Genomic DNA, 22,464 nt, shown 5'->3' on the forward strand with positions numbered 1-22,464 from the left:
GAAAACAAGTATAATTTGGTCATTCAACCAATTTAAGTGATTCACGCATGTCGAGAAAGCCCAATTCGGAACAGCGCCGCGCGCAGATCGTGCAAGCCTTGCTGGACACGATGGCCGAGCATGGCTATGAAAAGGCCACCATCGTGCTCATTGCCCGGCGCGCGGATCTCACTCCCGGCCTGCTGCACTATCATTTTCACAGCAAAGCCGACATCTTGCTGGCGCTGGTCAAGGCGCTGGCCGCGGCGGCGCAGCAGCGCTACCTTGCGTTGGCGCAGAACACGCTTGACGCCGACCAGCGTCTGAAAGCCTACATCGACGCGCGTCTTGGTTTGGGGGAGGGCGCCGATCCGGGCGCCGTCGCGGCCTGGGTGGTGATCGGTGCCGAAGCGGTGCGCCAGCCCGAGGTGCGCGCGGCCTACCAGCACGCGGTCGATACCGAAATGGCGCTGCTGCGCGAGCTGCTCTCGGCCAGCCTGGCCGCACAGGGGAAAATTACGGCCAACGCGCACGCGCTGGCTGCGGCCCTGCTGGCCATGATGGAGGGGACCTTCCAGCTGGCCAGCGCGGCGCCGGCCAGCATGCCGATGGGGTACGCGGCGCCGATGGCTGCGCAACTGGTGCGCCGCTTTATCGACGCCGAGCCGCCGGCCTAGTCGTCGGTGGCGCTCAGGTGCCAGCCGCTTCCGGCCGCCGGCGGCAGCGCCGCCGCCTCGCCCCGGGCGATGCTGAATTGCGCCATGTCGCCGGGATGGCCGTGCGTCCACGCGATCCATCCGGCGCCTGTCATCAGCCAGGCCAGCGCGCCATCATCGCGCTCCAATCGCTGCGCGCGCACCGGGCCGGCATCGATGCGCACCCACAGCTCGCGGTAGCTGCCATCAACGCCAATTTCTTCGACCTTGTCCGCGCCTTCAAAGCGCATGATGCCTGCGTCGATACCGGGACCGAGCGCGGGAAAGGCGATCTTTGGATGCCATTCGCAGCGCGCCCCTTCCACCACGGTGGTACCGGCAAAGCCGCGCGAGTCGATGTGCCAGCGCGCCGACTGGAACCACAGCACCAGTGTCGTGGTATCGCTGCTGCCGTCGCTGCGCCAGATGCCTTCGCGCCGCCACAGGCCGACGTACTCGCGCGGCACCGTCATGTCAGGTCGGCCTTGTCGAAGTAGATGGTGCCGATGATGCGGGCGCCAATCAGCTGGCGCGCCAGGACGGCGGCCGTCGTTTCCTCAAGCGCCTTTTTCGGCACCTCGACCGGATCGGTGGGCGCGTCGGGGCGTGTGCTGAACGCGACGATATGGTCGAAGTCGGGCCGGCTGTCGATCTGCTTGACCAGGAAGCGCGCGGCGCCGCCGCCCACCTGCAGGTAGCGCGCCGTGGTGCTGGCCGCGAAGCGGGGCAGCAGGGGCCGGAACTGCAGAACCTTGTCGACCACGATCGATGTCCCTTTGTGCCGGGTAACGCCGCCACGCTCGAAGTGGCCCTGCACCAGGTCGGCCTTGAAGGCGCGCAGCGGGTTGGCGCTGTCCGGCGCCAGCCGGTCCAGTTCAAAGTTCTCGGGAGCGATGGTCCACAGCGCGGTTTTACCATCGAGCCGGCGCCGCAGCGCCGCATCGAGCGCCTTATCGGCCAAGTGGATTTGCAGGATCACTTGGCGGTCGTGCGGCGCATGCATCATCGGCAGGTGCGAGGCATACAGGCCATCGGCGCCGCCGAACAAGACCATGCCGTGCTGGCCGTAGCTCGCTTCGTGGCGCGATGCGGCGGCGCGTCCGATGCACGCGAACAGCGCCATGGCGCCAACCCCGCGCAGTACGAATCGGCGCGCGTTCATGCGTGCGATCCGCTCAATGGCAGGGTAAGGCGGAAGGCCGCACCCTGGTTCGGCGCGCTCTCGACCTCGAGCGTGCCGTCATGCGACTCGGCCAGCTGGCGCGCAATGTACAAGCCGAGGCCGAGGCCCTCGCGCACGTCCTTGGTGCCGGCCCGCTCGAACGGCGCGAAGATGCGCAGCTGGTCTTCGGGCGCGATGCCCACGCCCTGGTCGCGCACCACGATGATGGCGTAGCCGTCGCGCGCATCCAGGCTGATTTTCACGGGTTTGCTGCCGCCATAGCGCAGCGCGTTGGTGAGCAGGTTGATGATGATCTGCTCGACCCGGAACTCGTCCCACACGCCCGCCACCGGCTCCGGCGCGTGCAGCTCGATGGTGCCGCCGGCCGCCTCGGTGCGCTGCGCCAGGTCGCTGACGATGCGCGCCAGCAGGGCCGACAGCTCGGTTTCGGCCGGGCGGATCGACAGCTTGCCGCTGCGGATGCGCGAGACATCGACCATGTCGTTGATCAGGCGGATCATGCTCTGGATCTGGCGGCCGTCGCGCGCCACCATCTTGCGCATGTTCTCTTCGTTGAAGACGGCCATATTGCCCTTGTCGAGCTGCATGCCGCGCAACTGGGTTTCCAGGAACAGGGTGTTGAGCGGCGTGCGCAGTTCGTGCGCGACCATCGACATGAAGTCGTCGCGCATCTTGAGCGAGCGTTCCAGTTCGACCTGGGTGGCGCGCAGCTCGCGCCGGCTCTCTTCCAGTTCGGCCACCTGGCGCTTGACCTCATTGCGCTGCTGGCACAGGGCCACGAACACATTGACCTTGCTCTTGACGGCCGCGATGTCGAGCGGCTTGTAGAGGAAGTCGACGGCGCCCGTCTCGTAGCCCTTGAAGGCGTAATTGAGTTCGCGCCCGGCCGCGCTGACGAACACGATCGGCACGTTGCGCGTGCGTTCGGTGCCGCGCATCAGTTCCGCCAGTTCGATGCCGTCCATCCCGGGCATCATCACGTCGAGGATCGCCAGCGCGAAGTCGTGTTCGAGCAGCAGCGACAGCGCCGCCTCGCCCGAATTGGCCTGGTAGACGATGCGGTCTTCCTGTTCGATGATCTTGCTCAGCGCGAGCAGGTTCTCGGGCAGGTCGTCGACGATCAGGAGCTTGATTTTTTGTTGGTCGCTCTTCATTGGGTCTCCTTCATCGCGGCCATCAGCGCGCCGATGGCGGGCACGGACAGCACTGCGTCGGGTGCGCGCAGCCGGATCGCGGCCAGGGGCATGGTCGCAATCTCGGCGTCGAGCGGGTCCTGCACCACGGTCAGGCCGCCGCAGGCGGCAATGCGCGCCATGCCGGCGGCGCCATCGGCGCTGGCGCCGGTGAGCAGGATGCCGGCCAGGCGCTTGCCGTAGGCGTCGGCGGCCGATTCCATCAGCAGGTCGATGGCCGGGCGCGAAAAATGCACCGGGTCTTCCTGGCTGAGCGAAAAACTCAGGTCGCGTTCTATCGACAGGTGGTAGCCGGGCGGGGCGAAATAGACGGTGCCTGCCTCCAGCGGCATTTTGTCGTCGGCCTGGCGCACCGGCATCGCCAGGCGCTGCTGGAAAACTTCGGCCAGGCGGCTGTCGCGGTCGTCCGGCAGGTGCAGCACCACGGTCACCGAAAAGCCGAAGCTGCGCGGTAGCGCCGGCAAAATGCGCAGGAGCGCGTCAATGCCGCCGGCCGAGGCGCCGATCACCACGGCGTCGATCTTGCGCCCGGCCAGCAGCGCGTCATGGACGGCGTTCATGGGGCCACCTTGCGAAACACGCGCTCGGACTTGACCAGCGGTTCGAAAGCGTCCGCGTGCGCCGAAAAATCGAGGCTCTCCTTGCTGCCCAGGCCAAGAAAGCCGCGATGGCACAGCGACTCGTGGAACAGGCCAAGCGCGCGGTCCTGCAGCTTGCGGTTAAAGTAGATCATCACGTTGCGGCAGCTGATTAAGTGGGTTTCGGAGAACACGCTGTCGGTCGCCAGGCTATGGTCGGCGAAGATGACATTGTCCACCAGGCTGCGGTCGAACAGGGCGCCGTCGTAGGCGGCCGTGTAGTAGTCGGAGAACGCGGCGCGTCCGCCGGCCATCTGGTAGCTGGCGGTGTAGGCGCGCATGCGGTCGAGCGCGAACACGCCCTTGCGCGCGCGGTCGAGCGAATGCGGGTTGATGTCGGTGGCGTAGATGATGGAGCGCTCCAGCAGCCCTTCTTCCTTCAGCAAGATCGCCATCGAGTAGATTTCCTCGCCGGTGCTGCAGCCGGCGATCCAGATCTTCAGCGAGGGGTAGGTGGAGAGGTGCGGCATCACGTGCTCGCGCAGCGCCTGGAAGTAGGCGGGGTCGCGGAACATCTCGCTGGTCGGAATCGTCAGGTACTGCAGCAGCTGCATGAACGCGTCCGGATCGTGCAGCACGCGCGACTGCAGTTCGGAGATGCTGGCGCAGTCCATCTGGTGCAGCGCGTGCAGCACGCGGCGCTTTTGCGAGGCGCCCGAGTAATCGCGGAAGTCGTAGCTGTATTTCAGGTAAATCGCCTCCATCAGCAGGCGCAGCTCGATGGTGATGCTGTCCGGAGCATTCATCAGAGCCGCTCCATGCTCGGCAGCCAGACGCGCAGCAGGGAGTACAGGCGGTCAAGGTCGATCGGCTTGGCCAGGTAGTCCGACGCACCGGCTTTCATGCACTGTTCCTGGTCATCCTTCATGGCCTTGGCCGTGATGGCGATCACCGGCAGCTTGGCGAAGCGCGGGTCGGCGCGCAGGCGGCGCGTCGCTTCCAGGCCATCCATCCCCGGCATCATCACATCCATCAGCACAAGGTCCATATCGGGGATCTGGTCGAGCCGTTCGAGCGCCTCGAAGCCGTTGCGGCCCACTTCGACCGTGATGCCTTTCTGTTCCAGCGCGCTGGTGAGCGAGAAGATGTTGCGCACGTCGTCGTCCACCAGCAGGATGCGGCGGCCATCGAACACGCGGTCGCGGCTGCGCACCGTTTTGAGCATGCTCTGACGCTCGGCCGACATCTGCGACTCGACCTTGTGCAGGAACAGGGTGACTTCGTCGAGCAGGCGTTCGGGCGAACGCGCGCCCTTGATGATGATCGAGCGCGAATACTTCAGCAGCTCGGCTTCCTCCGCGCGCGTGAGGTTGCGGCCGGTGTAGACGATCACCGGCGGGAACGAGACGATTTCCTCGGCCGCCATCTTGCGCAGCAGTTCGTGGCCCTGCATGTCGGGCAGTTTCAGGTCGATGATCATGCAGTCGTAGACGCTGGCCTGCAGCAGCGCGAAGGCTTCGCCGCCGGTGGCCACCGCGGTGATCTCGACGTCGGCGTCGTCGATCAGATGGACCACGCTCTGGCGCTGGCGCTCGTCGTCTTCGACCAGCAGCACGCGTTTGAGCTTCTGGGTGAATTTGCCTTCGAGCGTGCGGAATACTTCCTTGAGGCGGTCGCGCGTGGCCGGCTTGATCACGTAACCGATCGCGCCCAGTTGCAGCGCGGCTTCGGCGCGGTCGTTGGCCGAGACGATGTGCACCGGGATGTGGCGCGCGCGCGGATTGTCCTTGAGCTTTTGCAGCACGTCCAGGCCCGAGCCGTCGGGAAGTCCCAGGTCGAGCAGGATGGCGTCGGGCAGGAAGTCGTCCGCGGCCTGCAGGCCGTCGGCGGCGCTGTGCGCCACCAGGCAGCGGTAGTGCATTTCGTGCGCCAGGTCGAACAGGATGCGCGCGAAGGAAACATCGTCTTCGATCACCAGCACGGTGCGCCCGCCGGCGACGGTGCGCTCGCGGTCATCGGCGAACACCGGCGCGCGCAGGGCCGATGCCGGCGCCGCCGGCGGCGCCAGGGCGGCGCGCGGTGCGGCCGGCGTGGCGGCGTCGGGCATGCCCGGCGTGCCGGCCGGCAGGGTGGGCGGCAGCAGCAGGGTGAAGGTGCTGCCCTTGCCGGGCGAGCTGGCAATCGCGATCGAGCCGCCCAGCAGGGCCGCCAGGTCGCGCGAGATCGACAGGCCCAGGCCAGTGCCGCCGTAGCGGCGGCTGGTGGTGCCGTCGGCCTGGCGGAACGCTTCGAAGATGATCGCGTGCTGGTCGGGCGCGATGCCGATGCCCGAATCGCGCACCACAAAAGCCAGCATGCCGTCCGGGCGCGCTTCGATGGTCAGCGATACCTGGCCGGCATCGGTGAACTTGATTGCATTCGACAGCAGGTTCTTGAGAATCTGCTGCAGGCGCTGGCCGTCGCTGTGCAGCGTGAGCGGAGCGCCCGCCTCGACGGCGGCGGTAAAGGTGAGCTGCTTCTGGCCGGCCAGCGGCCCGAAGGTGTGGTTCATGGTGTCGGTCAGCTCGGACAGGGCGATGTCTTCGGGCGCCAGTTCGAGCTTGCCCGCTTCGACCTTGGAGATGTCGAGAATATCGTTGATCAGGTTGAGCAGGTCGTTGCCGGCCGCGTAGATGGTGTTGGCGAACTGGATCTGCTCCGGTTCGAGATTGCCCCGGGCGTTCTCGGAGAGCAGCTTGGACAGGATCAGGGAGCTGTTGAGGGGCGTGCGCAGTTCGTGCGACATATTGGCCAGGAACTCGGACTTGTATTTGCTGGCGCGCTGCAGGTCGAGCGCGCGCTCTTCCAGCTCGTGCTGGATGACGCCCAGGGCGCTGTTCTTTTCATCGAGCGCGTTGGCCTGTTCGGCCAGGCGTTCGTTGGTCTGTTCCAGCTCCGCCTTCTGGTTTTCGAGGATGGTCTGCGATTCTTCCAGCACGCGCGACTGCTCTTCGAGTTCCTCGTTGGCGGTACGCAGTTCTTCCTGCTGCACCTGGAGTTCTTCATTGAGCTGCTGGGTCTCGGCCAGCGCATCCTGCAGGCGGCGGCGCGCCAGGGCCGCTTCGATGGCGCGGCCGATGTTCGGTGCGACCAGTTCCAGAAATTCCAGGTCACGCTTGCGCGGCTCGTTCAGGAAGCCGAATTCGATGACGCCATTGGCCACGCCGTCATTGTCGACCGGGATCAAGACCAGGTGGCGCGGGCTGCCGCTGCCGATGCCGGAGCTGACCTTCAGGTAGTGGTCGGGCAGGTTGCCCATCACGATGGCGCGTTTGGACAGCAGCGCCTGGCCGACCAGGGTGTCGGCGCCGTCGTAGCTGATCTCGCGCTGGAGTTCTTCCTTGCTCATGCCGTAACCGGCGACGCGGCGCAGGCTGCCCTCTTCGTCGCGCGCGTACAGGGCGGCGACGGCCGCGCCGGTGTATTCGGCCATGAAGTCGAGGGAGGCGCGGCCAAGGCTGGAAAGGCTGTTGTGGCCGATGCTGCGTTCGGCCAGCCGGGTCTGGCCGCTGCGCAGCCAGGCCTGTCGTTCCAGCGCTTCGCCGTGGGTACGGTGCTGGTCGATGGCGTCGCCGAATACTTCCGACAGGCGCATCAGTTCGCGGCGGCCGAAGTAGGCCAGCAGGCCGGACAGCACCAGGCTGACCAGCAGGTACAGGGTCACGCCCCAGCGCGTGACGCTCTGGGCGGACTCGTTACGCTGTTGCAGCAGGCGCTGCTCGACCGCGAGAAAATCGTCGAACGTCTTCCGGATTTCGTCGAAAGCGACCCTGCCTCGTCCGCTGCGCACCAGGGTGATGACGTCGTTATTGGCGCGCCGCAGCGCGATGGCGCTGTTGGCGTATTCGGTCCACTGGTCCTGCATCGCCATGATCTGGCGCAGGCGCTCGACCTGGGGCGGATTATCCGCCACCAGCTTGGTCAGCGATTCCATGGTCGAGGCGGTTTTCGCCTTGGACAGGGTGTAGGGGGCGAGGAAGGCTTCGTCGTTGCTCAGCAAATAGCCGCGCAGGCCGGATTCCTGGTCGACCGACAGCTTGGCCGCTTCATTGGCGTGGCCGATGACCTTTTCGCTGTGTTCGACCATGCTGAGCACCGACAGCAGGTAGGTGATGACGGCGACGAAAATGAGGGCGCTGCCCACGCCGATTGCCAGTGGCAACGCGACGTTGCGGGCGAGGATGCGGCGAAAGCCGGTCTGGTCCATCGTTTTGACGCTGGGCATGCGATCTTCCACGTAAAAGGTGGAAGTTTATACGAAAAGAAATATTTGTCGCGCAAGATTCGGGGTGGACCCGGTACAAGTGTTAGGAGGCTGTTCCCTCGTGTGCGTCACGATGGACTGTGCAATGCAGAAGCTTGGCGCAGGTCCGTTGCAAAACTTCCGGGCTCTCGCGTCGTCGGGCACACAGAGTGGAAAAAGTGGAGGTGAGTGCGGCTAAGGTATTTTGCCGAGGCAAACGAAGTCTGACGCAATCTCTTCCCACATGTCGCGCACGGCCGTGAATTTGGCTGTCCATACTTTGTGGGCTCCGGGATCATTGATGATGTCAATAATGAGATAGCCGTAGCGGCCGCCGTCCGCATAGATCAGGTAACGATCACTTAGCTGATGTTGGTTGCTGTTGTGTTTTCTGTTCTTTGCCCAGGTCTTTTTCCACAGCGCCAATTTGTCCGCGTCGTTGACTGGCACCATATGTGCATGTCTTACATGTCGGGAGCCCATATTGGCGACGTCTCTGCCGAAAACCGTGGTTTGTCGCCCGGCGGGATCGTTTTTCCATTCTGTGATTGCATTGACGAGTTCACTCTGGTCTACGCCTAACGAGGCGAGTCGCTCATGAAGATCACTGGCGAAATGGATCTTCATCGGCGAAGTCTCAAGACTTTGTTTTTGCCTGTTTCTTTTGGACCAGGCGCGCTAACGCAGCCTCCATCGAAAATCCGTTCTCGGCAGTAAGGGCCAGGTGGAGTTTCAACTGCTCCGGCGTAAGGAAAGGCGGTTCAATGTCGGGTGACGCTGCAGCATTTTCGCGATCTGCAGCGATATTTTCAATTGAAATGGTGATGGCAGATGGCGACGTTGCGACAGATCCGCGTGGCTTTTTTTTCAGCGTGGTTTTCATCCTGTTCTCCTGCGAAACGTGGAAGACACTGGTGATAGGTAGTTTACCACTGATGCCTCCCGCCCAAGGCAGCGCGCTACTGCTCCACCTCGATCATATTGTCCCCCGGCTTGCGGTCGATCAGCTTGTTGTCCGGATCGATGCCCGCCTTGTACGGTCGCGCGCCCACGACCATGGTTACGCTCACGGTATTGCTGTCGACGATGCGCCGTTCGCGCAGCAACGGCTTGCCATCCTTGTCGTCGACGCCGAACTCGATCACGTCTTTCAGTGGCGCTTCCGTCTCGTCTCCAAGTTTGCCGGCGCGCAGCTTGAGCGCGCTGGCGCGCAGAGTCACCTCGTACTTGCCGTCCGCGCGTTTGGTCGCGCTGGCGGACGTGGCCCGGTTCTCGTACAGGACGATGTGCTCGAACAGGTCGTCGATCAGGTAGGCATGCTCGGGCGGCGTGGCGCGGCGCAGCGCGTCGGTCAGCGCCAGCACGCTCGGATACGGCGCGCCGTGGAAGGCGTGATGCGTCAGCAGCTCGTGCAGCACGGCGTTGATCTTGTCTTCGCCCAGCACGTCCTGCAGCCAGTACATGGCCAGCGCGCCCTTGCGGTAGTGGATGTAGTCCTGGTTTTCATTGTGCGCCAGCGGCAGCTCGTACTTGGTTTCCAGCGCCCGTCCCATCAGGTACTTGTCCAGGTTGTAGCGCAGGAAGCGGCGCATGCGTTCGGGGCCGACCTGCTGCTTCATCACCATCAGCGCCGCATATTCGGACAAGGTTTCGCTCAGCACCGTGCTGCCGCGCGTGTTCGCGCCCACCAGCTGGTGGCCCCACCACTGGTGCGCCACTTCGTGGGCCGCCACGTAGAAGGGGTAGTCGATATCCTTGGGATTGTTGTCGTCGACCCGCGCGATGAAGCCGATGCTTTCGGAAAACGGCACCGTGCCCGGGAACGACTGCGCATACGCGCCGTAGCGCGGGAATTCGACCACGCGCAGCACCTTGTGCTGGTAGGGGCTGAAATGCTTCGAGTTGTATTCCAGGGCGGCCTTGACCCCGCGGATCATGCGCTCGACGTTGAAGTCGTGGCCCGGATGGTAATACACGTCGATCGACACATCCTGCCAGCGGTCGTGCCGCACTTCGTAGCGGGCCGACTGGAAGGCATAGAAATTGAGGATCGGCTTGTCCATGCGGTAATGGAAGTAGCGCCGTCCGGCCGACATCCATTCCTTTTCCAGGGTGCCGGGGGCGATCGCCACCTGGTCCGGGCTGGTGCTGATGACGGCATTGAAGCTGATCCAGTCGGCGTCCACGCGGAGCGAGTTATTCGCCAGCCCGGCCGGGTCGCCGGGCGAGCGCATCGGCGCATGCGGCGCCAGGCCGTGGCGCTTGCGGTCGCGGTCGTTTTCCAGTTCGAGCGCCGGCTGGTAGCCGATGCGCGGCAACTGGCCATTGTTGAAGAAGGTGCCGTTGCTCAGCACCGGGGTGTCCGACTCCAGGCCCAGTACCCCGCGCGCCTCGAATTCCACGTCGAATTCGAGCGGCATGCGTTGTCCCGGCAGTAAAGGCGTGCTCAGCTTGTAGGCGTAGAAGCCGCGTTCGCGGTCGGTGATCAACGGCGTGATTTTCTGGCCGAAGCGCACTTTCATGCTGGTGGCCAGGCGGTCCTGGCTGATGAACACCTGGGTGATCGGCGCCGTGCCCTTGTTGTCGAGCTGGTAGACGCCGGTCACGGTCAGGCGGCGCTGTTCGGGCACGATCGCCACTTTCAGGTCGACACCGGTGATGCGCGGCTGCGCCAGCGCCGCGTATTTCTTGTAGCGCAGCTCGTACTCGGCGCGCGTGTTGTCTTTCTGCCACGCGGTCTGGTAGTCGCCTTCGATGTGCAGGCTGTAGTACAGGATGGCGCCGCTGCCGGCGAAGATCGCCAGCCCGGCCGCGAAGGTGGCCAGCACCGGCAGGCTCAGGTTGCGGCGCGCCAGCTGGATGCGACTGCCCAGTTCGGCGTTGCAGCCGCGCGGCCAGAACACCAGCGAGGCGACCATCAGCATCAGCGCCGCGCCGCCCCAGTACAGCTCGAACCAGCGTTCGCGCACCAAAAAGTGGCCGTAGCCGTTCATGTCGGAATACATGAAGGATGGCGAGGTGCCGTACAGCAGCATCGGATGATCGAGGCCGAGCGAACTGAAGGTGAGCGTGGCGAAGTAGTACAAAATCATCGCGAAGTACGCCAGGTACTTGTGGTTGATCAGCACCTGCAGCGCGATCGCCAGCACCGCCAGCAGCGCGTACTGGGGCAGATGGATCAGGAACAGGGTTTGCAGGTACAGGCCGACGTCGATGGCGAAATAGCCGCGGAACAGCTGGATCAGCATGCCGGCGATCATCACCAGCACCAGCATCAGCACTTGCAGGCCGATCAGGGCGAACAGCTTGGCCAGCATCGGCAGCCAGCTCGGCAGCGGCAGGGCGTCGAGCATCTGGGCCACGCGCGCCTCGCGTTCGCGCCACACCAGTTCGCCCGCGTAAAAGGTGGTTACCACCAGCATGAACAGCGCGAAGGCCTCGCTGATCAGTTCCAGCACCTGGTAGGTGACGGGATAGGTATTGGTGCCGTACATGGAACCGAGGTTGAGCGAGGCGCCGAACACGGCCAGCACGCCGGCCAGGGCGATCACGGCGAAGTAGACATCCTTGACCGATTCGCGCAGGTTAAGCCAGCTCGACCTGAGCAGCAGCAGGGCCAGGCTGCGCTGCAGGAAGTCCGGCGTTTCCTGCGAGGCGATGGCGCTGTGCGAGAGGCGCTGCGGGACCTCTCCCTCGGCGCGCCCGGCCGGGCGGCTGTCGGCCGTGGCGGTGAACTGGAAGCGCCAGTAACCGAGCAGCAGCACCACCAGCGCGAAGCCGCACCACAGGGCGCGGTTGTACAGGACCACACCCTCGAAGGCAATCGCGCGGCTGTTGCGCTCGGCGATGGTCCAGTATTCGGTGATGCGGATCAGGGCGGTGGTGCCGAAGGGATCGATCAGCGCGGCCAGGGTCTTGTAGTCGAGGTCGCGCGCCAGCGAGGGCGCGACGATGTAGCCGATCATCATCACCACGCTGGCCACGTATACCGGCAGCATGCGCCGCGTCAGGGCCGCCAGCACGAAGAAAATCGCGCCGAAGATGAAGATGTTGGGGAGAATCACGAACAGGTAGGGCCGCAGGTACATCCAGGGCCCGGATGGGCCCAGCCGGTCGGCTTCGATGCCGGGGATGTAGGTGCCCAGCCAGGCGCCTAGCACGATGCTGGAAAACACCACCGCTAGGGTCAGCGCGGCCCCGAGAAAGCGCCCGAACACATAGTCGTGCTTGGCGATCGGCGCGCTGAAGAAGAAGTGGTGCATGTCGTATTCAAAATCCTGCTGCACCGAGCGCCCCATCATGGCGGCCATCACGACCACGCCCAGGCAGCCGAGGAAGGCCACCGTCAGCGCGATCGAGCGCGGGGAGTTGATGAACAGGCGCCCCCCGAAAGTGACGTAGGCATCCTTGAACACGCCGCCGGCGGCGGCCATCCACAGCATCGCCAGCGCGAAAAACATGCCGAAGTAGACCCAGGTCGATAGCAGCTTGAGCCGCTGGCGCGCTTCAAACAGGGCAATTGCCAACATGGACGCCACCTTCAACAGTTGCTGGCCGCGACGTGGCGTCCGGCGATGGTGGCGAAGTAGACATCCTCGAGGTCGCCGGCGGCGGGCTCGAAGCCATCGCCCGGATCTTGCTCGGAGTACACGTGAATCAGGGTGCGGCCGGTCAGCAGGCGGGTCGAGATCACCGCGTGTTCTTTCTGGAAATGGGCCAGCTCGTGCTTGGCGACAAAGCGCGCCCAGATATGGCCGTCGATATCGTCGATCAGCTTTTGCGGCTCGCCGCACAGCAGCACGTGGCCTTTGTTGATGATGGCCATGTTGGCGCACAGATCGGATACGTCGGACACGATGTGGGTCGACAGCAGCACGGTCTTGTCGTCGCCGATGTCGGAGAGCAGGTTATGGAAGCGCACCCGTTCCTGCGGGTCGAGGCCGGCGGTCGGTTCGTCGACGATGATCAGCTGCGGGTCGCCCAGCAGGGCCTGGGCAATGCCGAAGCGCTGGCGCATGCCGCCCGAAAAGGTGCCCAGGCGCTGGTTGCGTACTTCAAACAGATTGGTTTGCTGCAGCAGGCCGTCGACCACTTCGCGGCGCCGGCCGCGGTGCGACAAGCCCTTGAGCACGGCAAAATGGTCGAGCAGTTCGTAGGCCGTGACTTTGGGGTACAGGCCGAAGTCCTGGGGCAGGTAGCCGAGCAGGCGGCGGATATCGTCCTTGTCGTCGAGCACGTCGAGGTCGCCGAAGAAGACCGAACCGGAGTCGCACTCCTGCAAGGTGGCGAGGGTGCGCATCAGGGTCGACTTGCCCGCCCCGTTCGGGCCGAGCAGCCCGAACATCCCGCTGGGGATGGTGAGGGTAACTTTATCCAAGGCAACTACGCCATTGGCGTATGTCTTGGATAAATTCCTGATGCGTAATTCCATGCCTGACTCCTGATACGGTCGCTGTACGTACGCCTGGCGGATAGCTGAGCGCACTTTCTAGAGTTGCATTGTATAAAATTTGACCGCGCCACGGCCCGCCCGTTGCGATGCACCGCAATTTGATGGGCTCAGATTGCACAAATGGGGGAGTGGATGAGTGGGTACCGTCGGCCGTCGGCCGTCGCATTCGCCAGTCACCCGCCGTCCGCCGTCCGCCGTCCGCCGTCCGCCGTCCGCCGTCCGTCATCCGTCATCCGTCGTCAGCCGCCCGCCGTCCGTCATCCGCCGCCAGCCCCCGCCAGCCGCCCGTCTCCCCCGCGCAGGCGGGGGTCCAAGTTCGCTCCGCAGCCGATGACTGAGCTGACAAACTTGGACCCCCGCCTGCGCGGGGGCGACGGTGGTGAGGCCAGCGACGGTGGTGAGGCCTGCGACGGTGGTGAGGCCTGCGACGGTGGTGAGGCCTGCGACGGTGGTGAGGCCTGCGACGGTGGTGAGACCTGCGACGGTGGTGAGACCTGCAACGGTGGTGAGGCCTGCGACGGTGGTAAGGCCAGCCACGGTGGTAAGGCCAGCCACGGGGGAGGCCGCTAGCGGTTCAAAGGCGGCTATCACGGCTTCAGCGTTCGTGGCCAACTTAACTCCGAAACAACACATCCTCCCGGTTGAACCACCAGCGGCACCACGCCAGCAACGCCCCCGCGATCAGTGTGGTGGACAGCAAAATGGCCGAAAACATGCGGTAATCCATGGTTCCCTTCACCAGTTCCTTCATCGCCAGCGACACATTGGTCAGCGGCACCATCGACCAGAACCAGTTCAGCTCCACCCCCGGCAGCATGGCCACGACAATCGGCACGATCAGCAGCATCATCAGCGGCGAAATCATGCCCGACGCCTCCTTGTAGCTCTTGGCGTAGATCGAAATCGACAGCAGGATCGAGGCGAAGATGGCGGCCGTCGGCACCAGCATCAGCGCCACCATGGCCAGGTCGCGCGCGCCGATCGCACGCACCATCTGCGCCAGGCCGCCTTCGAGCGAGCCGCCGAACAAGGCCAGCAGCAAACCCATGCTGGCCACCATCAGCAGCGCCGAGGTCAATCCCACGGTAAACAACACCAGGAACTTGGCCAGCACCAGCGAGGTGCGCGCAATCGGCGCCAGCAGCAAGGTTTCGAGCGTGCCGCGCTCCTTCTCGCCGGCGCCAAGGTCGATGGCCGGGTACATCGCCGCCATCAGGCACACCATCAGCAAAATGTAGGGCAAAAAGCCCCCCACCAGCGCACCCATGCGCTCGCGCGTGCCGGCGGTCGACAGTTCTTCCAGTTCGATCGGATTAAGGGCAAAGCGCAGCTCCGCGCGGCTCATGTTCATGGCCGACAGCGCCTGCTCGCGCAGCGCCCCGTTGTGCGCGTCGATCACGGCCGCCACCCGCTTGTGGGTCATGTCGAGCGCCACCGCGTTGTTGTAGTGCAGCGTCACCCGGGCCTGGCGGTGCGCCGCCATGGCCTCCTCGAACCCGTCGGGTATCACGATCGCAAAGGTGATGCGGTCGTTATCGATGGCGGCCTTGATCGCGTCCTGATTGGCCAGCGGCACCTCGCGCAAGCCTTTTTCGCGCGCGAAGCGCTCGCTCAGCCCGGGCGCATTGTCCTTGCCGAACAGGGCGTAGCTCAGTTCCTTGTGCTGGGCTTTCTTGAAAATGGTCGACGACAGGTAGCCCAGGCCGCCGAAGATCATCGGCATGGCGACGATCGGCAGCAGCAGGGTGAAGATGAAGGTCTTGCGGTCGCGCAGCAGCTCCAGCAATTCCTTGAGATACACGGTCCACATGGTTCAGTTTTCCTGTTTGATGACATGCACGAAGGCGTCGTACAGGTCGTGGCTGCCGCCCAGCTCGCGCAACTCGGCGACGCTGCCGTTGAAGGCGCTGCGGCCGCGGTTGATGATGCAGACCCGGTCGCACAGCTTCTCGACCTCGTGCAGGTGGTGGGTGGAAAAAATCAGGGGAATGCGCAGGGCCTTGTAGCTGGCGATGAATTCGAGCAGCACGCGCGCCGACATCACGTCCAGCCCGGTGGTCGGTTCGTCCAGAATCACCACCTGCGGCTCGTGCACGACGGTGCGGGCGATCGCGCACTTCTGCTTCATGCCGGTCGATAGGTCGTCGGCGCGCTTGTGGGCGTAGGCGTGCATGTCGAGCTGCTCGAACAGCGCGTCGCAGCGCTGCTTGAGGCGGGCCGGGGCCATGCCGTGCAGGCGCCCGAAGTACTCGACGTTCTCGCGCGCGCTCAGGCGCCCGTACAGGCCGGTTGAGCCGGACAGGAAGCCGACCCGCTGGCGCGCCCGGATCGGATCGGCCACGATATCGATATCGTCGATGAAGGCGCTGCCGGCGTCCGGGCGCAGCGCGGTCGACAGGATGCGCAGGGTGGTGGTCTTGCCGGCCCCGTTCGGGCCCAACAGGCCCAGCACTTCGCCGGGCGCGCAGGAGAAACTGACATCGCGCACCGCATGGAACCAGCCATCGCTCTCGCGCACGTCGCGCTGGCGGGCGCGCCGCTCCTTGTGTACCGTCGCGGCGAAGCGCTTGGCCAGGTGTTTCACCTCGATCATCGGGTTCCTTCTCTCAAAGCGTGAGGGTAGCACGCACAAATTCACGGCCGCAAGCACGGCAGGCCGCCACAGCGGGCCGGAAATGTGGATAATGGGTCCATGGACAGTGCCATCAAAGAAAAAGTACTCGCCGTCGCCGGCAGCGGGCGCAATGCGGCCGAATGGACCGCGTATTTCCGCGTCACCCTCGGCCTGTACTACCTGGCCGGGCTGATGACGTCCGACACCATCGATTTCAAGAAGGTCGACCGCGCTTTCAACCAGTTCATCTACCATACCATCGGCAAGGGCCACACGATCACCAGCGTGCTGCAGTTCATGAGCGGGGCGAAAGTGGTGCCGGTGGTGTCCGCGCCGCGCTTCATTGCCGCGTTTTCCGAGCATTGTCCGGACGTGCCGTCGGACACCATTCCATTTTTGCTGCAGCTGAACCTGGGCGTGGCGAAAAACATCTCCGGCATCGATGTCGCCGGACCTCTGCTCGACTGGATCGAACGCCAGACGGCCCCGGCCGTGGTCGAGGCCGCAGCTGGCGACCCGCCCGGGCCGGACGTCCTATAATGGCGTTTTATCGCTACCGGGGCAGCGCGTATGTCAGCACAACGATCCATCAATCCACTCGACCAGCTGATCGTCAGCATGGACAAGGCCCTGCGCGTGATCGCGGGCGTGGCATCGGCATCGCGGCCGACCCCGGCGGCGCACGCCGATGACGGCCAGCTCGACGAAGCGGAACAGCGCCGCAGCGCCGGCCTGATGCGGGTCAACCACGTGGGCGAAGTGTGCGCGCAAGCGCTGTACAACTCGCAATCGCGCTTTGCCAAGACCGAGGCGATGCGGCTGCAGTTCGCCGAGGCGGGGCGCGAGGAAGAGGATCATCTGGCGTGGACGGCGCAGCGGCTGGCCGAGCTGGGGTCGCAGCCGAGTTTGCTCAATCCCTTGTGGTATGCGGGAGCGTATGCACTGGGCACGGTGGCGGCGCAACTGGGCGACGCGCGCAGCCTGGGGTTCGTGGTCGAGACCGAGCGCCAGGTGGAGGCGCATCTGAACAGCCATCTCGATTTGCTGCCGGTGCAGGATGCCAAGTCGCGTGCGATCGTGGACCAGATGCGGGTCGACGAGATTGCGCACGGCGCGGCGGCGCAGGCGCTGGGCGCGGTGGACGTGCCGCTGCCGGTGCGCGGCGTGATGAGTGCGATGGCGAAGGTGATGACGACGACGGCGTATTACGTTTGATGCTGCCATAAGAGCTCCCGCTGACGCCCTGGTTCACCACTTACCCGTCGTTCCTGCCACTGGCAGAAACGACTCCCCGCCTGCGCGGGGACGACGGATAGACGGCTAACGGCTTACCCTTCAATAATCTCAAACGAATGCGTGATCTCGGCCATCTTGGCCAGCATGATCGACGCTGAGCAATATTTGTCGTGCGACAGGCTCACCGCGCGCTCGACCGCACCAGGCTTCAGATTTTTCCCCGTCACCGTGAAGTGAAAGTGGATCTTGGTAAATACCTTGGGATCGGTCTCCGCGCGCTCGGCTTTCAAACTCACGTCGCAGCCGCGCACATCCTCGCGGCCACGCTTGAGAATGAGCACCACGTCATACGCGGTGCATCCGCCGGTACCGAGCAGCACCATTTCCATCGGCCGTGGCGCCAGGTTGTGGCCGCCGCCTTCGGGCGCGCCATCCATGCTGACCATGTGGCCCGACCCTGTCTGCGCCCGAAAACTCATGCCCGAGGGACCGTTCCAGCTGACTGTGACTTCCATTGCATTCTCCGATCATTGTGTCGGCCTATTGTAATGGAGCCCGCGCGCCCGTGCTGAGAGCGCCTACACCGACAGCACGTAGCGCTCGCTCTTCATGCGCCAGCTGGCAAACGCCACCGCCCCCAGGGCCGGCAGCATCGAACTGAGGAAGGTCAGCACGAACGGCAGCGCGCCCAGATCCTGGCCCTTGGCCAGCTCGCGCAGCAGGGTCTGGTTGGACAGCATCGGCACCACATACATCCAGGTCGCCGTCTTCAGGTCCAGCACCGACACCGCCACCCCCGGCAACATCGGCAACAGGATCACGAGGCTGAGCATGCTCTGGGCTTCCTTGAACGATTTCGCATTCATCGCCAGCGCGATGTGCAGGCCGGCCGCGAACAGCGACAGCGGAATGGTCGCCACGCACACCAGGGCCAGCTGGGCCGAGGTGACGCGCCAGCTCATGCCGATTTCTTCCAGCGGCAGCCAGGACAGCACGGCATGCGCCAGCGCCAGTTCCAGGGTGATGCCGATCACGGCCAGCGAGCCGGCCGCCAGCCATTTGCCGGTGATCAGCGACCACGGACTGGCCGGCTGGGCCATCAGCACTTCGAGCGAGCGACGCTCGCGTTCGCCGGCGGTGCTGTCGACCGCCGCCGACAAGCCGCAAATAAACGCCGGGAAAAACAGGAAGCCGAGAATGGCGCCGATCAGCCCGGCCGAGCGTGCCGCAGTGCTGCCGGTGTCGAAGCGCTGCAGGCGCACCGGCGCCATGGTGGCCGGCGAGACGCCGTGCGCCAGCAGGCGGGCGCTGCTGATGTTCGAGCTGTAGCTGTGTAGCACTTCTTCGATGTCGCGCTGGCGCTGGCCGTTGTCGCTGGCCGAGTCGAACCAGAGCTCGATGCCGGCCGGCCGCATGGCCTGGTAGTGTTCGCCGAAGGCGGGGTCGAGCCGCAGCAGGGCCACCACTTTACGTGCGCGCAGCAGCTCGGCGATGGCGTCTTCCTTCATCTCGCCCATCGGCACGACGGTGATATTTTTTTGCTTGAGCTGGGCCATCAGGTTGGGGGCCTGGGCGGCGTTGACGACCGCCAGTTGCATGCCTTCGCGCTCGGAGCGGGTGGCGCGTCCGATCTGCTGGTTGAGCATGTAGCCGAGCATGAGCGGGTACATCAGGGTGAACAGGGACAGCAGGACCAGCGCGCGCCGGTCGCGCAGCGTTTCCTTGAATTCCTTGAGAAAAACGACCAGGAATGCCGGCTTCATGCTGCGATTCCTTCTTCGCCCACCAGGCTGACGAAGGCGTCCTCGAGGTTGGCGATGCCGGTGCGGCGGCACAGCTCCTCGGGCGAGCCCTGGGCCACGGTATGGCCCTTGGCGATGACGATCACGTCGTCGCACAAGTGCGTTACTTCCTGCATCACGTGGGTGGCCATGATCACGCAGCAGCCGTCCTGGCGCAGGGCGGTGAGGGCGGTGCGCAGGGCGCGCGTGCTCATCACGTCCAGCCCGCGGCTCGGTTCGTCGAGCAGCAGGTGGCGCGGCTTGTGCAGCAGGGTGCGCGCCAGCGCCACCTTGATGCGCTGGCCCTGCGAAAACCCCTTGGCGCGCCGTTCCAGGATGTCCTGCATGGCCAGCAGGTCGGCCACCTCATCGATGCGGCGCTGCACCAGGGGTGTGCTCATGCCGTTCAGTTCGCCGAAATAAGCCAGGTATTCGCGCGTGCTCAGGCGCTCGTACAGGCCGAACTGGTCGGTCAGGAAGCCGATATCCTTGCGCACCGTCATCGGATCGATGGCTGGATCGATGCCGCCGATGCTGATGCTGCCCTGGTCGCGCTTGAGCAAGCCCACCAGCAGGCGCAGCAGGGTGGTCTTGCCGGCCCCGTTTGGACCGAGCAGGGCCGTGATCTGGCCGTCGGCGGCCGTGAAGCTGACGCCTCCCAGCGCTTGCAGCGAGCCGAACTGTTTGCGTACGTCGTCTACAACAATCATCGTGGCCTCGGGCTATTCAAGGGTGCGGACCGGCGCTGCCGATCTGGAAGTTGGCGGCCGGAATGTCATTCAGGCAGTGGGCCATGACCGGTTTTTGCGGTGCGTCGAGAAACTCGCGCAGCAGGCGCGGCGCGCAGCCCAGCGCGGAAATGCCGTGGCCGGCATTGGCCACCACCAGGTGCTGGGCCTTGGGAATGTGGCGCGCGGCGGCCTCGGCGCGGCGCGGCGGCGTCACCGGGTCCAGCGCGCCCGACAGCAGCAGGGCCGGCGCCAGGATCGGGCTCGGCGCGCGCCAGGCGACTGCCGGGACCTTGATCGACTTGCACAGCTCGATCAACTGCCCGACCCGTCCGCCCCCGAGGAAGGAATTGTGGGCGTCGTCGGCCAGCAATTGCGGCGTCATGCGCGGATAATCCTCGGCGCAGATCACGGCCATGTGCAGCACCAGCGCGGTGCCGCCTTCGCCGGCCAGGTCGGAGGCGACGTTGCGGCGCGCCACGAAAGGCGCCCAGCGCCCCAGGTGGGCGCTGTGGATCAGGAACGGCAGGCGCCGTCCGTCCAGCGCCGAGTACAGCACGTTGTGCACGGTGTTCAGGAAGCGCTCCTTGGTCATGTTCATCTGCAGGGGCTCGGCGGTGCGCGGATTGGACAGGTTCAGCGGCACGGGAGCGGCGCTGACCTTGGCCAGCAGGCCGTTGAATTCGGCGCGCAGCGCGGGGTAGGCCTTGTTGCAGCCGTTGTCGGCCGCGCACTGGCGGAACAGGGCGTCCAGCGCCGCCTGGCCGTCGCGTCCGCCGGCCGGGATGATCTGGTCGGGCGCGGCCACGCCGTCCAGCACCAGGCTGCGTACCGCATGCGGAAACGCGCGCGCGTAGGCCTGGCCGAGGCGGGTGCCGTACGACGCCCCCCACACATTGATTTGCTGGTAACCGAGCGCCAGGCGCACCTGTTCGATGTCGCGCGCGGCTTGTTCGGTGGTATAGGCCGACAGCGGCTGGCGGATGGCGGCCAGGCAGGCGCGCACGGCGGCGATCTGTTCCTCGTCGCTGAGATTTTCCGGCAGGGCGTCGTCATCGCAGTCGAGCTTGCCGGACAGGCCGGTGCCGCGCTGGTCGATGAATACGATGTCGCGGGTGGCGCGGGTGCGCCGGAACATGGCATTGAGTGCCGGCAGCACGTCGCTGCCGGCCTGGCCGGGGCCGCCCGCCAGCACGAACAGGGGATCGGGGCGTCCCGATTCGCGGAAGGCCGGCGCGACGGTGATGTGCAGCGTCAGGGTCGGGCCGGTGGGCTGGCGGTAATCGAGGGGAACGGCCAGTGTGCGGCAGCGCAAGCCTTCTTCGGAACCGGGCAGATGGCAGGTGCGCCCGTTCAGGGCTGCGCCGGGCGCGCTGGCCAGGCAGGACGGTGCCAGGGCCGACAGCAAGGAGAGCAGTGAGGCGGCAAGGCAATGTTTCAATTTCACGAGGTCTCCCGACGATAAGTGCTCAGGCATAGTAGATTGACATTCTTTCCGGGGTCAAGAAAGTTTTTTTCGGTTAATGAAACAGGCGCTGTGGTGCAGTCTAGGGTGGGCCATGGCGCTGGCGTTTGCGATTTATCTAGGGATGGCGCCGATGTCATTTCGCTACTGCCGCAACAGCCGGAGAAGGGCTTGACTCGTCCATGGGGAGCGCGTTATAGTAGCCGGCTTTCCGTTTGCTCAGGAAAAGACAATAAGGCAGAGTCCGCGGGCAGTACATGCGGAACCACCATTTGAGCGATTTAATAAGTTTTATATTTAGGAAGTCAACATGAAAACTTTTTCCGCTAAGGGACATGAAGTCCAGCGCGATTGGTTCGTGGTTGACGCGACGGATCTGATCCTCGGACGTGTTGCCAGCGAAGTGGCACTCCGGTTGCGCGGCAAACACAAACCCGAATTCACTCCTCACGTCGACACGGGCGATTTCATCGTCGTGATCAATGCAGGCAAACTGCGCGTGACCGGTACCAAGGCAACCGAGAAGACGTACTACCGTCACTCGGGCTACCCAGGTGGTATCTACGAAACCAACTTCAAGAAAATGCAAGAGCGTTTTCCTGGTCGCGCGCTTGAAAAAGCGGTCAAGGGCATGCTGCCTAAGGGCCCGCTTGGCTACGCCATGATCAAGAAGCTCAAAGTGTACGCGGAAGGTTCCCACCCGCACGCTGCCCAGCAACCTACAGCACTCGTGCTGTTCAAGTAAGGAGCTGACATGATCGGTAACTACAATTACGGCACCGGCCGTCGCAAGAGTGCAGTCGCTCGCGTCTTCATCAAAGTTGGCACTGGCCAAATCATCGTTAACGGCAAACCAGCCGCTGACTACTTCTCGCGCGAAACGGGCCTGATGGTCATCCGTCAACCGCTGGAACTGACCGGCAATGTCGAGCGTTTCGACATCAAGGTCAACGTTCACGGTGGTGGCGAGTCCGGCCAGGCTGGCGCGGTTCGTCACGGCATCACCCGTGCACTGATCGACTACGACGCATCGTTGAAGGGCGACCTGGCACGTGCCGGTTTCGTTACCCGCGATGCACGTGAAGTCGAGCGTAAAAAAGTTGGTCTGCGCAAAGCACGTCGCGCAAAGCAATTCTCGAAGCGTTAATTCGCCTCCAGCGCGCACTCCGGTGCGCAGCTTCAAAAAAGCCGCCGACTGCGAAGTCAGGCGGCTTTTTTGTTTTTGTTTCCTAACTTCTGACAACCGGGGTCAGAGCTCTGACTTGCAATTAATTGCCG

The 22,464-nt window shown here is 64.4% G+C and carries 21 protein-coding genes; 5 read left to right on the forward strand and 16 right to left on the reverse strand.

Features of this window, described 5'->3' with window-relative positions; translation table 11 throughout:
* Positions 1-47 precede the first annotated feature (47 nt).
* Positions 48-656: a TetR/AcrR family transcriptional regulator gene (locus CR152_RS06985; RefSeq protein ID WP_099874263.1), complete on the forward strand. Its 609-nt coding sequence runs from the start codon at positions 48-50 to the stop codon at positions 654-656.
* Here the strand turns inward: CR152_RS06985 and CR152_RS06990 are convergent.
* From CR152_RS06990 to CR152_RS07050, 12 genes are all read right to left on the reverse strand, one after another.
* Complete coding sequence (locus tag CR152_RS06990; protein WP_099874264.1) at positions 653-1,147, reverse strand: hypothetical protein; 495 nt, start codon at positions 1,145-1,147, stop codon at positions 653-655. The two genes, CR152_RS06985 and CR152_RS06990, sit on opposite strands and share 4 nt — an antisense overlap.
* Positions 1,144-1,836, reverse strand: a complete 693-nt coding sequence (locus CR152_RS06995) for a hypothetical protein (RefSeq protein WP_099874265.1) — start codon at positions 1,834-1,836, stop codon at positions 1,144-1,146. The genes CR152_RS06990 and CR152_RS06995 overlap by 4 nt, the downstream gene beginning before the upstream one ends.
* Complete coding sequence (locus CR152_RS07000) at positions 1,833-3,011, reverse strand: hybrid sensor histidine kinase/response regulator (protein WP_099874266.1); 1,179 nt, start codon at positions 3,009-3,011, stop codon at positions 1,833-1,835. The genes CR152_RS06995 and CR152_RS07000 overlap by 4 nt, the downstream gene beginning before the upstream one ends.
* Positions 3,008-3,610 carry a chemotaxis protein CheB gene (locus CR152_RS07005; protein ID WP_099874267.1) on the reverse strand — a complete coding sequence of 201 codons (603 nt, stop codon included), beginning with the start codon at positions 3,608-3,610 and terminating at the stop codon, positions 3,008-3,010. Before CR152_RS07005 ends, CR152_RS07000 begins: the two co-directional genes overlap by 4 nt.
* Positions 3,607-4,434, reverse strand: coding sequence for a CheR family methyltransferase (locus CR152_RS07010; protein ID WP_099874268.1), 828 nt, complete (start codon positions 4,432-4,434; stop codon positions 3,607-3,609). Before CR152_RS07010 ends, CR152_RS07005 begins: the two co-directional genes overlap by 4 nt.
* Positions 4,434-7,892, reverse strand: a complete 3,459-nt coding sequence (locus CR152_RS07015) for a response regulator (RefSeq protein ID WP_099874269.1) — start codon at positions 7,890-7,892, stop codon at positions 4,434-4,436. Before CR152_RS07015 ends, CR152_RS07010 begins: the two co-directional genes overlap by 1 nt.
* Positions 7,893-8,105: 213 nt before the next feature.
* Entirely contained in the window at positions 8,106-8,537 is a 432-nt protein-coding gene (locus CR152_RS07020; RefSeq protein WP_099874270.1) for a type II toxin-antitoxin system YafO family toxin, read from the reverse strand.
* Between the two features lie 10 nt (positions 8,538-8,547).
* Positions 8,548-8,793, reverse strand: coding sequence for a hypothetical protein (locus tag CR152_RS32740; RefSeq protein ID WP_157778366.1), 246 nt, complete (start codon positions 8,791-8,793; stop codon positions 8,548-8,550).
* Positions 8,794-8,869: 76 nt separating this feature from the next.
* Complete coding sequence (locus CR152_RS07025; protein WP_099874271.1) at positions 8,870-12,439, reverse strand: ABC transporter permease/M1 family aminopeptidase; 3,570 nt, start codon at positions 12,437-12,439, stop codon at positions 8,870-8,872.
* An 11-nt stretch (positions 12,440-12,450) separates the two neighbouring features.
* The gene (locus tag CR152_RS07030) at positions 12,451-13,341 is read right to left on the reverse strand and encodes an ABC transporter ATP-binding protein (RefSeq protein ID WP_099874272.1); all 891 of its coding nucleotides are present in this window, start codon (positions 13,339-13,341) and stop codon (positions 12,451-12,453) included.
* Between the two features lie 634 nt (positions 13,342-13,975).
* Entirely contained in the window at positions 13,976-15,172 is a 1,197-nt protein-coding gene (locus tag CR152_RS07045) for an ABC transporter permease (RefSeq protein WP_099874275.1), read from the reverse strand.
* 3 nt (positions 15,173-15,175) lie between these two features.
* Positions 15,176-15,955: an ABC transporter ATP-binding protein gene (locus CR152_RS07050; protein WP_099874276.1), complete on the reverse strand. Its 780-nt coding sequence runs from the start codon at positions 15,953-15,955 to the stop codon at positions 15,176-15,178.
* 99 nt (positions 15,956-16,054) lie between these two features.
* On the opposite strand from CR152_RS07050, the gene CR152_RS07055 reads away from it, so the two are divergent.
* Together CR152_RS07055 and coq7 are read left to right on the forward strand one after the other, a co-directional pair.
* Positions 16,055-16,516, forward strand: a complete 462-nt coding sequence (locus tag CR152_RS07055; RefSeq protein ID WP_099874277.1) for a hypothetical protein — start codon at positions 16,055-16,057, stop codon at positions 16,514-16,516.
* Positions 16,517-16,546: 30 nt separating this feature from the next.
* On the forward strand, positions 16,547-17,191 hold the full coding sequence (coq7, locus tag CR152_RS07060) for a 2-polyprenyl-3-methyl-6-methoxy-1,4-benzoquinone monooxygenase (RefSeq protein WP_099874278.1): 645 nt from the start codon (positions 16,547-16,549) through the stop codon (positions 17,189-17,191).
* A 113-nt stretch (positions 17,192-17,304) separates the two neighbouring features.
* On the opposite strand, the gene CR152_RS07065 is transcribed toward coq7, so the two are convergent.
* From CR152_RS07065 to CR152_RS07080, 4 genes are all read right to left on the reverse strand, one after another.
* Positions 17,305-17,727, reverse strand: coding sequence for an OsmC family protein (locus CR152_RS07065; RefSeq protein ID WP_099874279.1), 423 nt, complete (start codon positions 17,725-17,727; stop codon positions 17,305-17,307).
* A 63-nt stretch (positions 17,728-17,790) separates the two neighbouring features.
* Positions 17,791-18,975, reverse strand: a complete 1,185-nt coding sequence (locus CR152_RS07070; protein WP_099874280.1) for an ABC transporter permease — start codon at positions 18,973-18,975, stop codon at positions 17,791-17,793.
* Entirely contained in the window at positions 18,972-19,703 is a 732-nt protein-coding gene (locus CR152_RS07075) for an ABC transporter ATP-binding protein (protein ID WP_099874281.1), read from the reverse strand. The genes CR152_RS07070 and CR152_RS07075 overlap by 4 nt, the downstream gene beginning before the upstream one ends.
* Before the next feature lie 16 nt (positions 19,704-19,719).
* Positions 19,720-21,168: an alpha/beta fold hydrolase gene (locus CR152_RS07080; protein ID WP_229413303.1), complete on the reverse strand. Its 1,449-nt coding sequence runs from the start codon at positions 21,166-21,168 to the stop codon at positions 19,720-19,722.
* Between the two features lie 328 nt (positions 21,169-21,496).
* On the opposite strand from CR152_RS07080, the gene rplM reads away from it, so the two are divergent.
* Together rplM and rpsI are read left to right on the forward strand one after the other, a co-directional pair.
* Entirely contained in the window at positions 21,497-21,931 is a 435-nt protein-coding gene (rplM, locus tag CR152_RS07085) for a 50S ribosomal protein L13 (RefSeq protein WP_054266289.1), read from the forward strand.
* A gap of 9 nt (positions 21,932-21,940) precedes the next feature.
* Positions 21,941-22,333 (forward strand): 30S ribosomal protein S9, encoded by a 393-nt coding sequence (rpsI, locus tag CR152_RS07090; RefSeq protein ID WP_054266290.1) that lies wholly within the window; start codon positions 21,941-21,943, stop codon positions 22,331-22,333.
* The last annotated feature ends 131 nt before the right edge of the window (positions 22,334-22,464 follow it).

This window comes from Massilia violaceinigra, from assembly GCF_002752675.1.
GTDB lineage: Bacteria > Pseudomonadota > Gammaproteobacteria > Burkholderiales > Burkholderiaceae_D > Telluria_A > Telluria_A violaceinigra.

Excerpts from the sequence above, each read along its gene's own strand:
- CR152_RS06985 (WP_099874263.1), top strand. The coding sequence starts at position 48 with ATGTCGAGAAAGCCCAATTCGGAACAGCGCCGCGCGCAGATCGTGCAA.
- CR152_RS06990 (WP_099874264.1), bottom strand. The coding sequence starts at position 1,147 with ATGACGGTGCCGCGCGAGTACGTCGGCCTGTGGCGGCGCGAAGGCATC.
- CR152_RS06995 (WP_099874265.1), bottom strand. The coding sequence starts at position 1,836 with ATGAACGCGCGCCGATTCGTACTGCGCGGGGTTGGCGCCATGGCGCTG.
- CR152_RS07000 (WP_099874266.1), bottom strand. The coding sequence starts at position 3,011 with ATGAAGAGCGACCAACAAAAAATCAAGCTCCTGATCGTCGACGACCTG.
- CR152_RS07005 (WP_099874267.1), bottom strand. The coding sequence starts at position 3,610 with ATGAACGCCGTCCATGACGCGCTGCTGGCCGGGCGCAAGATCGACGCC.
- CR152_RS07010 (WP_099874268.1), bottom strand. The coding sequence starts at position 4,434 with ATGAATGCTCCGGACAGCATCACCATCGAGCTGCGCCTGCTGATGGAG.
- CR152_RS07015 (WP_099874269.1), bottom strand. The coding sequence starts at position 7,892 with ATGCCCAGCGTCAAAACGATGGACCAGACCGGCTTTCGCCGCATCCTC.
- CR152_RS07020 (WP_099874270.1), bottom strand. The coding sequence starts at position 8,537 with ATGAAGATCCATTTCGCCAGTGATCTTCATGAGCGACTCGCCTCGTTA.
- CR152_RS32740 (WP_157778366.1), bottom strand. The coding sequence starts at position 8,793 with ATGAAAACCACGCTGAAAAAAAAGCCACGCGGATCTGTCGCAACGTCG.
- CR152_RS07025 (WP_099874271.1), bottom strand. The coding sequence starts at position 12,439 with ATGTTGGCAATTGCCCTGTTTGAAGCGCGCCAGCGGCTCAAGCTGCTA.
- CR152_RS07030 (WP_099874272.1), bottom strand. The coding sequence starts at position 13,341 with ATGGAATTACGCATCAGGAATTTATCCAAGACATACGCCAATGGCGTA.
- CR152_RS07045 (WP_099874275.1), bottom strand. The coding sequence starts at position 15,172 with ATGTGGACCGTGTATCTCAAGGAATTGCTGGAGCTGCTGCGCGACCGC.
- CR152_RS07050 (WP_099874276.1), bottom strand. The coding sequence starts at position 15,955 with ATGATCGAGGTGAAACACCTGGCCAAGCGCTTCGCCGCGACGGTACAC.
- CR152_RS07055 (WP_099874277.1), top strand. The coding sequence starts at position 16,055 with ATGGACAGTGCCATCAAAGAAAAAGTACTCGCCGTCGCCGGCAGCGGG.
- coq7 (WP_099874278.1), top strand. The coding sequence starts at position 16,547 with ATGTCAGCACAACGATCCATCAATCCACTCGACCAGCTGATCGTCAGC.
- CR152_RS07065 (WP_099874279.1), bottom strand. The coding sequence starts at position 17,727 with ATGGAAGTCACAGTCAGCTGGAACGGTCCCTCGGGCATGAGTTTTCGG.
- CR152_RS07070 (WP_099874280.1), bottom strand. The coding sequence starts at position 18,975 with ATGAAGCCGGCATTCCTGGTCGTTTTTCTCAAGGAATTCAAGGAAACG.
- CR152_RS07075 (WP_099874281.1), bottom strand. The coding sequence starts at position 19,703 with ATGATTGTTGTAGACGACGTACGCAAACAGTTCGGCTCGCTGCAAGCG.
- rplM (WP_054266289.1), top strand. The coding sequence starts at position 21,497 with ATGAAAACTTTTTCCGCTAAGGGACATGAAGTCCAGCGCGATTGGTTC.
- rpsI (WP_054266290.1), top strand. The coding sequence starts at position 21,941 with ATGATCGGTAACTACAATTACGGCACCGGCCGTCGCAAGAGTGCAGTC.